This is a genomic window from Bacillus sp. JST-5 (assembly GCF_057747715.1).
In genome coordinates this window covers 1-12,696 of sequence record NZ_JBYLHW010000073.1, presented here as the reverse complement: position 1 = coordinate 12,696, position 12,696 = coordinate 1, and the positions used below count along the sequence as shown (strand labels likewise).

Genomic DNA, 12,696 nt, shown 5'->3' with positions numbered 1-12,696 from the left:
AGACCTCTTGGAGGGTGGAGTGACCACTGGCATAAAGAGAACAGCTATTCACGGAAGTTATAAAGACTTGCGTCAATGATCTTAATTGAACCGCCGTATACGGAACCGTACGTACGGTGGTGTGAGAGGACGGGAGTTAATCGCTCCCTCCTACTCGATTAATTCTTACAATATGGCTCATTCCTATTTATATTTACATTAAGTTAAAGGGATTATTAAGAATATTATTAATTGAATATTCTGATTTTGTTATAATAAATTATATGGTTTACTCAGACTAATTGTAGAGGTGTTTTCGTGAATTCCAAAAGAAGAAAATGTTACGGGATAATGAAAATGGATTAGTGATATCATCTCCAGCAACAAATAGAAATGAAGCCGTCCGTATATCAAATGAAAAACTTGAGGGATGTACATATAAACTAGTATAACACTTCGATTAGAACAAAAAATCAATCACTCTACAAACCCGAGTAGAATGATTTTTCTTGAATTTAACACTTCAATTCGGATTGCAATGTAAATTTTTGAGTATTTCGGAAAACTAAAATTTATGAGGAGGTATGTATGTTTATCGCCATAACGAAAAGTGGAGAAATGATTTCTACATTGTCTCACTCAACAATGGAGTTGCATCTGTTAAAAAAACGAGAAACTTTTTTCTGTCCTTCATGTAAGGAAGAAGTGTTATTAAAGATAGGTTCAATAAAAAATCCACATTTTGCCCACCGTTCTAAATGCGTTTATACAACGGAAAATGAGACAGAGGAACATTTAATGGGTAAAAAAGTGTTATATGATTGGCTAAAAAATCAAATGGTGCAAGTGGAAATAGAAAAATTTTTTCATGAAATATCATCTAGACCAGATATTTATGCTGAATGGAAGAAAAGAAGGATTGCAATAGAATTTCAATGTTCCCACATTTCAAAAGATGAAATATTAAAACGTACAAAAAAATTTTATCAAATTGAAATTGTCCCCATATGGATGGTACATTCTAAACATATTAAATTAAATAAACAATTTCATCTGCATTTGAATGAATTTTTATCTTCAATGATTCATGGACCACACTTATATGCATTAGATCCTTTAAACAAAGAGATTTGGATCCTCACTCATTTCCTCCCAATATCTAAATTACGTTGTTTAGCAACCATCCATCGCTATTCATTATCTTCACGTAAAACCTTCTTTTCCATGTTTCAAAAAAAGCCACTAACTATTTCTATGTTTGATCGTTGGGTTCAAGATACAATCTTTTGGTTGTATCGTTTACCAATACAGCCATATGCGAGAAAAATTCCTATTCTCCATACTTTATATCACCATCAAATTCATCCACTTCAACTTCCACCCATTATTGGGTTACCCATTCCAAATATGCACTATATTGAAACTCCTCCGCTAGAATGGCAAACATACCTATGGCTATTTAAATTAAAAAATAAAAGAAAAGGTGATTCAATAACAAAAGATGAATTATTTCATTGGACACATTCTTTTATCAATAAAAATCGAATAAAGTTAAGAGAAATACCGAATATTACAATCAAAAATGTATTTCATATGATCATTCAATATATGGAACTTCTTGGGGAAATCGGTTATGTAAAAAAGAAACAGGATCATTATTTCGTGAATAAAGAAATACATGCACTTTCTTCCCAATTAGAAGAAAATGTGAATAAACGAAAAAATTTTTTTCATCATTATAAAGGGAAGATTATTACTTTTTATATGAAAAAATATTAAGAAAATTATTGCACGATTGCATAAGATTAGGGAAAATAATATTTAGTAACACGAATTAAATGAAAATGACTTGGAGGGTTATTATGACAAAAGAAACGGCAGTAAAGAAACTCCCGACAAGGGATGAAATTCCTTTTGAGGACACTTGGCGTTTGGAAGATATTTTTCCAACAGACGAACAATGGGATGAGGAATATCATGCAGTAAAAGCTTTGATTGCGAAAGCCAATAACTTTAAAGGAAAACTGGGGGAAAATGCCGATTTATTATGGGAAGCTTTGCAATTTCAAGATGAAGTGATGATGCGTCTTGGGAAATTATATACATATGCTCATATGCGCTACGATCAAGATACAACCAATAGTTTTTATCAAAGTATGGATGATCGAGCAAAAAATTTATACACACAAGTATCTAGTGCCTTTGCATATGTAGTACCGGAATTATTATCTATTCCTGAAGAAAAGTTAAATGAGTTTTTACGTGAAAAAGAAGAATTAAAATTATATGAGCATGCATTTGATGAAATAAATTTACAACGTCCACACGTATTAGATGCTGAACAAGAAGCATTATTAGCTCAAGCTTCAGAAGTACTAAATGCATCTAGCAATACGTTTGGAATGCTTAACAATGCCGATTTACAATTCCCGTCTATTAAAGATGAGAACGGAGATGAAGTCGAAGTTACTCATGGTCGATATATCCGTTTCCTTGAAAGTTCCGACCGCAGAGTAAGAAAAGATGCATTTAAAGCCGTTTATGAAACGTATGGAAAGTTTCGTAATACATTTGCAAGTACATTAAGTGCACAAGTGAAAAAAGATAATTTTATTGCGAAAGTTCGTAAATGCGATTCTGCTAGACAAGCAGCTTTAGCAGCAAATAATATACCGGAATCTGTATATGATAATCTTATTCAAACCGTAAATAATAACCTGCACCTTTTACATCGTTATGTAAAACTACGTAAGAAATTATTAGGCGTAGATGAATTACATATGTACGACCTTTACACACCACTAGTAAAAGATGTAAAAATGGAAGTTACTTATGAAGAAGCGAAAGAACTGATTTTAAAAGGTTTGCAACCTTTAGGAGAAGATTATTTAAATGTATTACGAGAAGGATTTGAAAATCGTTGGGTAGATGTCCATGAAAACAAAGGAAAAAGAAGTGGAGCCTATTCATCAGGAACATATGGAACAAATCCATATATCTTAATGAACTGGCAAGATAATGTGAACAATTTATTCACACTTGCCCATGAGTTCGGTCATTCAGTTCACAGTTATTACACAAGAAAGACTCAACCATTCCCATATGGAGATTACTCTATTTTCGTAGCGGAAGTTGCTTCTACATGTAACGAAGCATTACTGAATGAATATTTATTAAAAACAATTGATGATGAAAAGAAACGACTCTACTTATTAAATCATTATTTAGAAGGTTTTAGAGGAACCGTCTTTAGACAAACAATGTTTGCTGAATTTGAGTATGAAATTCATAAACGTGCTCAAGAGGGCGAGGCACTAACTGCAGATGTACTAACGAACATTTATTATGATTTAAATAAAAAATATTTTGGAGACGAAATCGTTGTTGACGAGGAAATTGGATTAGAGTGGGCTAGAATTCCGCATTTCTATTACAATTTCTACGTATATCAATATGCAACTGGATTTAGTGCGGCTACAGCATTAAGTAAACAGATTTTAGAGGAAGGTCAGCCAGCTGTTGATCGCTATCTAGAATTTTTAAAAGCTGGTAGCTCCGATTACCCAATTAATGTATTAAAGAAAGCAGGGGTAGACATGACTAGCGCTACTCCGATTGAGGAAGCATGTAAAGTATTTGAAGAAAAATTATCAGAAATGGAACAATTACTTTCTAAATAACTGTTTTTTGCCAGGATTTTTCCTGGCTTTTTATTATTGAACAGATATCTACATGTTTACAAAGTCGAATAAAAACAGTTCCTATTATTTGAATCCTTTGAATTTGTTCCGATTATTATAATGATTGAAGAATAGAAAGAGTGATAAGAATAGTATAGGTGATGTAATTATTAAGGGGGCTAATCGCATTAATCCAAAGAGATGAAAAATAAATGAAACAACGATGAGAACTATGAATAATAATGAAGTCCAATTTCGCAAGATGGATGCCTCCAATCAAAGTTCTATGTATATTTATATGTGAAAGGGTAGCTTGTCATGAAAAGAAATGTGACAATATTGTGAAATGGTAAGATAAACATTGATTTTCAGAATTACATTATGATATATTATCACTGTGAAGTTATTCACAAACAAACATATACCCCTTTGTTTGACCGTGAAAAATTTCTCCCATCCCCTTTGTTCGTAATAAGAAAGGCCTTGCGTTCGGTTGCAAGGCCTTTCTTAATTAATTTCCTGTTTTTTTCCAGATGATCCCGTTATTTGTTTTTATTTGTTCAACTTCTTGTTTTAATACAAGCTTTTTCATTTCAGTTTCTACCGTCTGCATTGGCCAATCATAAACGAAAGCAATGTCTTTTGATGTAACCATTTGATAATAACTAATAAAATCTAGTAAATCCGGAGGTCCATTTGGAACTAATGTTTCCGAAACCATTTCTTGCATAATTTCCGTATAAACATGATAAGAATGATAACCAGTCACTTTAATTCCGTCTTCTTCTACATTATTATTGAAAAAGACAATCGTAGGATATTCAGATACATTCATTTCGTTCGTAATTTTTAAGTCACATTGAAAGGCTTTTTGTGCACTTTTGGAATGAAGATCATTAATAAATTCATCAATATCTAAACCTACTTGTTCTGCACATTGAACAACAACTGAATAATCGGTAATATTTTGCTTTTTTATAAATAATTGTTCTTGCAATTTCCTTAAAAATTTAATGCCCGCTCTTCTTCCTTGTAATTCTGCCGCTTTAATGGCAATGGAAGCGATATATGGTGATGAAACAGGGTTTTGTAAGGAATTTGAACTTTCTTTACACGTTTCTTTCGATAGACCATGAACATTTTCGATTGCCGACTTCCGTTCATTTTGGGTTAACTTTTGAGAATTTAGAGATTTTAAACGACCGCTCAATACATATTTTAATGTGAAATAATGACCATATTGTATTTGTAACTTTTTTATTACCGGTTCCAATGCCCAACAGTCCGGACATAAAGGATCGATAAACATATAAATTTCTAACGGCTTTGATTCATTCGAAGTAAAATCAGGTTGCCAACGGTTTTCTCTTTTATGTTTATGAATCAATGACCTTCACCTTTCTCATCATCATCAGGAGTGTTAATCATATGTCTTGCCGTAAGTTGAAGTCTTGAAAAAAAGGCATCCCTAATATCTCCTTCGAGACCAACCTCATCCATTGCATCGCTCATGCAACTTAACCATGCTTTTGCCCGTTTAGGTGTTATTTCAAAAGGTAAATGTCTCGCTCTCATCATTGGATGTCCATGTTCTTGAGTGTATAGAGGTGGTCCTCCTAAATATTGTGTAAGAAATTGTTTTTGTTTTCTAGCCACTTCGGTTAAGTCATTAGGAAAAATCGGGATTAAATCAGGATGTTTTCCTACTCTTTTATAAAAAGCATCTACTAGTTGATGTAGTCTTTTTTCTCCTACAAGTTCGAAAAGACTTTGTTGTTTCATTTCGGTATTCATAGGAATACTCCTTTTCCTCATTTTATATGTGTATTTTATCAACCTCCATTAATTATCTCAAATAAATAGCTTTTTGATTCATTTCAACTATTATCCAAGAAAAATTCCTTTTCATTTTCTTGTTTTTTTATTGCAAAAAAAAAGAGCACTATGCTCGCATTAAGTAATTGCTGATATTATAGATTTTACGTAATTTTTCGTTTCTTCAAAAGGAGGAATGCCCTTATATTTATCAACATTTCCCGGTCCTGCATTATAAGCTGCAAGCGCTAACTCAATATTTCCGTTATATTTATCAAGCATTTGTCGCAAATATTTGCTTCCCGCCATCACATTTTCAACTGGATCAAAAATATTTTTAACCCCTAAAGATTTAGCTGTTTCTGGCATTAACTGCATAAGTCCGGATGCACCAGCGCTACTTTTCGCATTTATTTGGAAATTGGATTCATGTCTGATCACTTCTTCGATTAATTGAACAGGAAGATTATAAGTTTCAGCTGCTTTTTCAATAATTGATTTAAGTTTTTGGTCATCGATTTTCACTGGCTTTGTTGTCGAGAGATCGTTAACGGTAATAGAAGGGAACACATTTGAAACTGCAGGTGCTTTTTGAGAAATATTTGACAGTGTTGACTGTAATACTTCTTGAAATAATAAAGAAAAGCTTGGATCATCTTGTTTCTGATTTCCTGATTGAAATTGACGAAGTGCTTGAATGTCCATCATCGTTTTTAATTGATCAATGTTCATCGTTCAACCCTCTATACATTTTATTTTTTCACGATAAAATCTTACAATTTTATTATCGGCTCTTCTTAGAGGTATATTAAATTCATTTAAAAGGGATTCAAAAATTTTTTTCCCTTCATGGTAATTTTCTACTTCATATTCTAATTCAAAATCTTCTTTATTTAAATAATAGTTATGGTCAAAAACAAGAATACCGCCCTTATATGTAATTTCTGCCCGTATTGTTTTTAATGATCCGAAAAACATAATTTGTTTAGGTGAAAGATTCCATCGTTCAATGGTTTCTTTAATTTTTCCGTCCGGGAAAGAGATATTTTCCAACAACATGGTCATATCTTTTTCTGTAATAGTTTGATTCGTCTCTAATAAGCCAACTTGTAAAGGCTCTTTTAATGTCAATTCATATTTTCCTTCTTTTTTTCTTACCCTTAATGCAGAGTTTCGCTTCTTTAATGAAAATTGTCGCGTATCAAAATAAAAATTTTCTTGCTCAACCAATTGATGTTCCGATATATGAAAGGCATTGATTAATAACTTGTATTCTTCTTGTATAAGCATATTTTTAAATTCAATTTCGATTTGTTGGTCGGTCATTTTTAATCCCCTTTAACAGAAATACTCGAAGTGCATAGATTATGATAAAATAATAGCAGAAATGAAATATTTAGCAAATGATGATAGAAAGGAGCTTGTTCATCCATTGCGTGAGAAATTACATATTCAAAATATCGAAAAAATAGACGGGAAAATATATTTTAACATCAAAGAAGATCGCTCTCTGCAAGGGCTTCATCCAAAAGGACATATGCTAGTCGATTCAGATGAAAGTGCCTTCGTATACATATTAGAAAATGATCATGAGTATATATATGTGTATTTTCAAGAACATCTCTGGCCAGAGATTTATAGACTTTTAAACGAATCTTTCATATTTTTTGTAAAAAAAGATATTTCGATTGAATTAGAAAGATTCTATGAAGAAATTACATATTTACTGGAAAATATTAAAGATAATCATAATTACGGTGAATCATTTGTAGAGAAGGTTGAACGTATATTTTTTGTTTCAGAGTAGTGGGATAACTTGAGGTGATCCGTAATGTATCATTGGGATAAATTTTTAGCACCGTATAAACAAGCAGTCGATGAATTGAAAATAAAATTCAGAGGAATAAGAAGTCAATTTGAATTAGCGAATACTTCTTCAATCATAGAGTTTGTAACTGGTAGGGTAAAACCTGTTGCAAGTATTTTAGATAAAGCTTCTAGAAAAAATATACCATTAGATCAATTAGAAGAGAAAATGCAAGATATTGCTGGTTTACGAATTATGTGTCAATTTGTCGATGATATTAATAAAGTTGTAGAGTTGCTTCGGAAAAGAAACGACTTTGAAATTGTGGAAGAAAGAGATTACATTAATCATAAGAAAAAAAGTGGATACCGTTCGTATCACATCGTCATTAAATACCCTGTTCAAACCATTCACGGTGAAAAAAATATATTAGTGGAAATTCAAATACGAACACTTGCAATGAATTTTTGGGCAACGATCGAACATTCGTTAAATTATAAATATAAAGGAAAAATCCCTGATGATATTCATGAACGTCTTCAAAGAGCGGCAGAAGCTGCATTTCTCCTCGATGAAGAAATGTCACAAATTCGTGGGGAAATTCTTGAAGCACAAGCCGCTTTTTCTAGAAAAAATGAACCGAATGAAGAGAATAAAAAAGATTAAAGAAATGGAAAGGGTGTCTATATGAAGTTTGCAGTAACCTCCAAAGGTGACGAGAAATCCAATATGTTATCTAAAAAGATCCGTACATATTTAGAAGAATTTGATCTCATCTATGATGAAGATCAGCCTGATATCGTGATATCCATTGGAGGGGATGGCACACTTCTTTACGCTTTCCATCGTTATAGTTCTCGATTGGATAAAACGGCTTTTGTCGGTATTCATACGGGTCATTTAGGTTTTTATGCCGATTGGGTTCCTGAAGAGTTGGAAAAGCTCGTCATTGCTATTGCTAAAACACCATATCAAGTTATTGAATATCCACTCCTTGAGGTAACGATTCGTTATACTCATGGAGGTAAAGAAACAAAAACATTAGCATTAAACGAATCGACAGTTAAAAGTGTCGATAGCACGTTAGTTATGGATGTTATCATTAAAGGGGAGCATTTTGAAAGATTTCGTGGAGATGGATTATGTGTCTCTACTCCTTCTGGAAGTACGGCATATAATAAAGCATTAGGGGGAGCCATCATCCATCCTTCGCTACAAGCGATTCAAATTGCTGAAATGGCATCCATTAATAACAGAGTTTTTAGAACGATTGGCTCACCGTTAATATTACCTTCCCATCATACATGTATGTTGCGGCCAGTCAATCGAACCGATTTTTTAATCACCATCGATCATCTATCTGTATTACATAAGGACGTAAAATCCATTCAGTTTCGCGTAGCTGATGAAAAAATACGCTTTGCAAGATTCCGGCCATTCCCGTTTTGGAAACGAGTGCATGACTCATTTATAAGTGAATAAAAGTGGAAAGGTGTAAGAATGAAACAACAATTTCGATTGCAGTGGATGATTGAGTCAAAAGATGAAGGGAAAACGATAAAGGAGTTTTTAAAAGAACATCAAATATCTAAAGCATCTTTGACTGATATCAAATATAAAGGTGGAGCGATTCTAGTCAATGGACGAGAAGAAAACGTTCGGTACATTTTAAAATTAGGGGACCAATTAATCATCTATTTTCCCGAAGAAATGATTAGCGAAAAAATGAAAGGGGAACCCATTCCGCTTGAAATTTTGTACGAAGATGATTATCTATTAGTTGTTCATAAACCTCCATTTATGAATACAATCCCATCCCGTGAACATCCGCATGGAAGTTTAAGCAATGCACTTATTCATTATTACAATAAGAAAGGGATTTTAGCCACATCGCATATTGTGACTCGATTAGATCGGAATACATCTGGAATTGTTCTTATTGCCAAACATCGACATATACACCATTTGTTAAGTCTTGAACAACGAGAAAACAAGATTCGTCGAACGTATGAAGCATTTGTTCACGGGTTCGTTGAACCGATAGAAGGAGTCATAGAAGCACCGATTGCTAGAAAGCAAGATAGTATTATCGAACGGTGTGTGGATAAGAGCGGTCAACATGCATGTACAATGTACAAAGTAATTAAACAATTTTCGTCTTTTGCTCATGTACAATTACAGTTGAAAACGGGTAGAACTCATCAAATTCGTGTTCATATGTCATATATTGGACATCCACTTTTAGGGGATGAGTTATATGGTGGTTCATTAGAAAAAATAAATCGACAAGCATTACACTGTCGCTCCATTGAATTTATTCATCCAATTTCAAAAGAGTCGTTATTTTTTTCAAGTGCTCTGCCACAAGATATGGAATTAGTCCTATTAAATGAAAAATAAACCCTTCCGAATAGTGAAGGGTTTTATCATTCAAAATCTGTAAATTTTTCTTCTAAATACGGCATGGATGAGGGGACGTCAACAATTTCCATTTCAGGATAACGGAGAGCTGATAATTTTCCTCCGAATACGGCACCTGTATCTATATTATATGTTCGATTGATGACTCTAACATTTTTAACTGGTGTATGGCCATAAACAACAATTGCATCCCCTTGATAATATTTCGCCCAATCTCTTCTTACTGGTCTTCCGTCTTCATGTTTTTCGCCCGTAATATCCCCGTATAAAACAAATGTTTTAACTTTTTGATCATACCTCCCGATATATTCACTTTTCATTCCTGCATGGGCAACGACTAACTTTTTTTGATCAAATAATAAATATAATGGGGCATTTTCATATAAATGGATGAACGTTTTTCTTATTTTTTCTTGATGCTCCGTTGATAGTGCTTGGAATTCCGCAACAGTTGTTTCTAACCCATGGGCAATTTGCACTTTATTTCCTTTGAAATATCGGTAAAGTTTATTGCAATGATTACCTGGGGTATAGTACGCCATTCGATTTTTTACTAATTGATCAACAATTTGAATCATTTTAATGGATTTTGGACCTCGATCTGTTATATCTCCAACAAACACAAGCTTTCGGTTATTAGGATGTATCGGATAGTTATTATGCCAATTGTAACCGAGCTTTATTGTTAATTTCTTAAATTCATCCAAGCATCCGTGAACATCTCCAATAATATCTAATTTCACTTGTAGTCCTCCTATACGAGTATAACGATTGGTGGTTAGAAGAGAAAATATAAATAATTGACGTCTCCTATCATCTTATTGTTATAATAATGAAATAGTTTTAAACTCAAGAATTACCATCCTTTATACATATGAGAATAGGTTCCTTTAACATTTTCTCATACTTTAAACTTTAACCGAGGTTTGAAATAGCGGAAAGGAGAATGTACATGGAAGAGCATGCATCAGTGGCATCGCTAGTAATCGTGATTATTGCAGCGTTTTTAACACCGATTTTATTACATAGATTAAAAATAAAAGTTATACCCGTTGTAGTGGCTGAAATCCTTGTCGGTTTAATCATCGGAAAGAGCGGATTTAATTTAGTTCAACCAGATATGTGGTTAGAAACTTTATCAACGTTAGGATTTATCTTTCTTATGTTTTTAAGTGGTTTAGAAATTGATTTTTCTGCATTTTCTAATAATAAAAAGAATCAAGTCCAAACATCCGAAAAGACCAATGAACCAAATCCATTTATAATATCGCTCTCCATTTTTATTGGCATATTTATTCTTTCATATGGATTATCGTATTTATTCGTTTTAGTAGGGTTTATTGATAGTGCACTATTAATGACGATTATTATTTCAACCATTTCCCTTGGAGTTGTTGTTCCAACGTTGAAAGAAGGGAATTTATTAAAATCCAATATCGGTCAAATCATTTTGCTAGTAGCGGTAATTGCCGATTTAGTAACGATGATTTTACTTGCGGTATTTGTATCCATATACGATGGAGGAAGAGGAAGTACTTGGCTATTACTCATCCTTTTTGCTGTAGGAGTAGGGCTATATTTTATAGGAAAACGTTTAAAGAACTTAAAATTTATTGAATCACTTTCGTCTGGAACGGTTCAAATTGGGACACGAGCAGTATTTACGCTAATTATTTTCTTAGTGGCCGTTTCAGAGACAGTTGGGGCAGAAAATATTTTAGGAGCATTTTTAGCTGGGGTATTAGTATCATTGCTTTCGCCAAATCAAGAATTAGTAAAACAGTTAGACTCATTTGGCTATGGCTTTTTAATTCCAATCTTTTTTGTCATGATAGGTGTCGATATAGATTTATGGGGATTATTAAGCGACCCAAAAATGTTGATGCTAATTCCTTTATTACTAATTGCTTTAATCATTTCAAAAATAATTCCTGTTTATATATTAAAGATTTGGTATGATACGAAAACCGTTTTAGCTTCCGCATTTTTATTAACGTCTACTTTATCGCTTGTGGTTGCTGCTGCGACTATTGGGGAAAGAATTGGTGCATTGTCAGCTGAAATGAGTGGTACATTTATTTTAGTAGCCGTTATTACTTGTATGATTACACCTATCATTTTCCGAAAACTTTTCCCGAAAGTAGTGGAGAACGAAAAGAAAATCCAAGTAGGATTTATCGGGGCTAATCAAATGACGCTCCAAGTATATGCAGAATTAAAATCTTCTTTATATGAACCGGCCATTTATCATCAAAAGCAGGAGAAAGTAGGAAATCCGACAGCTCCTTCATTATTTGATATTAAAGAAGTCCCTAATTACGAGATTGATACGTTAATAAAGCAAGGGGCATTCGATCATGACATCGTTGTTATCTCTACTGGAGATGAAAATCTTAATGCTAAACTTTCTATTGCTGCAAAAGAATATGGTGTTGGAAGAGTCATTTGTCGTGCAGAAAGTGCTGACATTGATCAAAAGTTGAGAGAAAAAGAAGTGGAAGTTTTCTCTGTATTGTTATCAACAAAAGCATTGTTGCGAGCTCTTATTGAGTCTCCTTCAATGATCAGCTTACTAACGAATCGAGAAACTTCTTTATATGAAATTAAAGTGCTTAACGAAGAATTTGACGGTCTTTTAGTACGTAAATTTCCATTTACCGGTGATGTTATTTTTGTAAGAATTTTTAGAGGTAAGGAAGCTATTGTCCCACATGGAGATACGGAGTTAAAACTCAATGACCGCTTGATTGTAACAGGATCAAAAGAATATGTTGACGAACTAAAACGAGAATTAGAATTTAAACGAAAATCTACACGGGGAATGTATTTTTAGTCGTTCATAAAGGTAACCTTATCCATTATATTGGATAAGGTTATTTTCATGTGCGCCCGGCATGGGTGTAATCTATAGGGTGAAAGTCCCGAGCTGCGAAGGCAGAAGTAGCAGTTAGCTTAACGCAAGGGTGTCCGTGGTGACGCGGAATCTGAAGGAAG

13 protein-coding genes are annotated in these 12,696 nt (G+C 33.3%); 7 read left to right on the top strand and 6 right to left on the bottom strand.

The window, feature by feature from the left end; translation table 11 throughout:
- The first annotated feature begins 567 nt into the window (after nucleotides 1-567).
- Both AC3ASS_RS12165 and pepF read left to right on the top strand, forming a co-directional pair.
- The gene (locus AC3ASS_RS12165) at nucleotides 568-1,758 is read left to right on the top strand and encodes a competence protein CoiA (RefSeq protein WP_488283794.1); all 1,191 of its coding nucleotides are present in this window, start codon (nucleotides 568-570) and stop codon (nucleotides 1,756-1,758) included.
- 83 nt (nucleotides 1,759-1,841) lie between these two features.
- Nucleotides 1,842-3,659: an oligoendopeptidase F gene (gene pepF / locus AC3ASS_RS12160; protein WP_488283793.1), complete on the top strand. Its 1,818-nt coding sequence runs from the start codon at nucleotides 1,842-1,844 to the stop codon at nucleotides 3,657-3,659.
- A gap of 84 nt (nucleotides 3,660-3,743) precedes the next feature.
- Here the strand turns inward: pepF and AC3ASS_RS12155 are convergent, their stop codons facing one another.
- The 5 genes from AC3ASS_RS12155 to AC3ASS_RS12135 form a co-directional block, all read right to left on the bottom strand.
- On the bottom strand, nucleotides 3,744-3,920 hold the full coding sequence (locus AC3ASS_RS12155; protein ID WP_488283792.1) for a hypothetical protein: 177 nt from the start codon (nucleotides 3,918-3,920) through the stop codon (nucleotides 3,744-3,746).
- A gap of 250 nt (nucleotides 3,921-4,170) precedes the next feature.
- Nucleotides 4,171-5,046 carry a ClpXP adapter SpxH family protein gene (locus tag AC3ASS_RS12150; RefSeq protein WP_488283791.1) on the bottom strand — a complete coding sequence of 292 codons (876 nt, stop codon included), beginning with the start codon at nucleotides 5,044-5,046 and terminating at the stop codon, nucleotides 4,171-4,173.
- Entirely contained in the window at nucleotides 5,043-5,453 is a 411-nt protein-coding gene (locus tag AC3ASS_RS12145) for a globin domain-containing protein (protein WP_488283790.1), read from the bottom strand. Before AC3ASS_RS12145 ends, AC3ASS_RS12150 begins: the two co-directional genes overlap by 4 nt.
- A 159-nt stretch (nucleotides 5,454-5,612) precedes the next feature.
- On the bottom strand, nucleotides 5,613-6,206 hold the full coding sequence (locus AC3ASS_RS12140; protein ID WP_488283789.1) for a lytic transglycosylase domain-containing protein: 594 nt from the start codon (nucleotides 6,204-6,206) through the stop codon (nucleotides 5,613-5,615).
- Nucleotides 6,207-6,209: 3 nt separating this feature from the next.
- Nucleotides 6,210-6,800: a CYTH domain-containing protein gene (locus AC3ASS_RS12135; RefSeq protein WP_488283788.1), complete on the bottom strand. Its 591-nt coding sequence runs from the start codon at nucleotides 6,798-6,800 to the stop codon at nucleotides 6,210-6,212.
- A gap of 106 nt (nucleotides 6,801-6,906) precedes the next feature.
- On the opposite strand from AC3ASS_RS12135, the gene AC3ASS_RS12130 reads away from it, so the two are divergent.
- From AC3ASS_RS12130 to AC3ASS_RS12115, 4 genes are read left to right on the top strand one after another with little or no spacing between them, the layout of a single operon-like run.
- Entirely contained in the window at nucleotides 6,907-7,281 is a 375-nt protein-coding gene (locus AC3ASS_RS12130) for a UPF0738 family protein (RefSeq protein WP_488283787.1), read from the top strand.
- A gap of 24 nt (nucleotides 7,282-7,305) precedes the next feature.
- Nucleotides 7,306-7,947 carry a GTP diphosphokinase gene (gene yjbM / locus AC3ASS_RS12125; RefSeq protein WP_488283786.1) on the top strand — a complete coding sequence of 214 codons (642 nt, stop codon included), beginning with the start codon at nucleotides 7,306-7,308 and terminating at the stop codon, nucleotides 7,945-7,947.
- A gap of 21 nt (nucleotides 7,948-7,968) precedes the next feature.
- A complete protein-coding gene (locus tag AC3ASS_RS12120; RefSeq protein ID WP_488283785.1) occupies nucleotides 7,969-8,763 on the top strand; it encodes an NAD kinase in 795 nt (264 codons plus the stop codon).
- An 18-nt stretch (nucleotides 8,764-8,781) separates the two neighbouring features.
- Nucleotides 8,782-9,681 carry an RluA family pseudouridine synthase gene (locus AC3ASS_RS12115; RefSeq protein ID WP_488283784.1) on the top strand — a complete coding sequence of 300 codons (900 nt, stop codon included), beginning with the start codon at nucleotides 8,782-8,784 and terminating at the stop codon, nucleotides 9,679-9,681.
- A gap of 26 nt (nucleotides 9,682-9,707) precedes the next feature.
- Here AC3ASS_RS12115 and prpE read toward each other — a convergent pair whose 3' ends face one another.
- A complete protein-coding gene (prpE, locus tag AC3ASS_RS12110; protein WP_488283783.1) occupies nucleotides 9,708-10,445 on the bottom strand; it encodes a bis(5'-nucleosyl)-tetraphosphatase PrpE in 738 nt (245 codons plus the stop codon).
- Between the two features lie 209 nt (nucleotides 10,446-10,654).
- Here prpE and AC3ASS_RS12105 point away from each other — a divergent pair, with 209 nt between their 5' ends.
- Nucleotides 10,655-12,535 carry a cation:proton antiporter domain-containing protein gene (locus AC3ASS_RS12105; RefSeq protein ID WP_488283782.1) on the top strand — a complete coding sequence of 627 codons (1,881 nt, stop codon included), beginning with the start codon at nucleotides 10,655-10,657 and terminating at the stop codon, nucleotides 12,533-12,535.
- Nucleotides 12,536-12,696: the final 161 nt, after the last annotated feature.

What these genes read in the sequence shown, in the direction of transcription:
- AC3ASS_RS12120 (WP_488283785.1), top strand. Translation starts at nt 7,969, where the DNA reads ATGAAGTTTGCAGTAACCTCCAAAGGTGACGAGAAATCCAATATGTTA.
- AC3ASS_RS12140 (WP_488283789.1), bottom strand. Translation starts at nt 6,206, where the DNA reads ATGAACATTGATCAATTAAAAACGATGATGGACATTCAAGCACTTCGT.
- AC3ASS_RS12135 (WP_488283788.1), bottom strand. Translation starts at nt 6,800, where the DNA reads ATGACCGACCAACAAATCGAAATTGAATTTAAAAATATGCTTATACAA.
- pepF (WP_488283793.1), top strand. Translation starts at nt 1,842, where the DNA reads ATGACAAAAGAAACGGCAGTAAAGAAACTCCCGACAAGGGATGAAATT.
- AC3ASS_RS12115 (WP_488283784.1), top strand. Translation starts at nt 8,782, where the DNA reads ATGAAACAACAATTTCGATTGCAGTGGATGATTGAGTCAAAAGATGAA.
- yjbM (WP_488283786.1), top strand. Translation starts at nt 7,306, where the DNA reads ATGTATCATTGGGATAAATTTTTAGCACCGTATAAACAAGCAGTCGAT.
- AC3ASS_RS12105 (WP_488283782.1), top strand. Translation starts at nt 10,655, where the DNA reads ATGGAAGAGCATGCATCAGTGGCATCGCTAGTAATCGTGATTATTGCA.
- AC3ASS_RS12165 (WP_488283794.1), top strand. Translation starts at nt 568, where the DNA reads ATGTTTATCGCCATAACGAAAAGTGGAGAAATGATTTCTACATTGTCT.
- AC3ASS_RS12145 (WP_488283790.1), bottom strand. Translation starts at nt 5,453, where the DNA reads ATGAATACCGAAATGAAACAACAAAGTCTTTTCGAACTTGTAGGAGAA.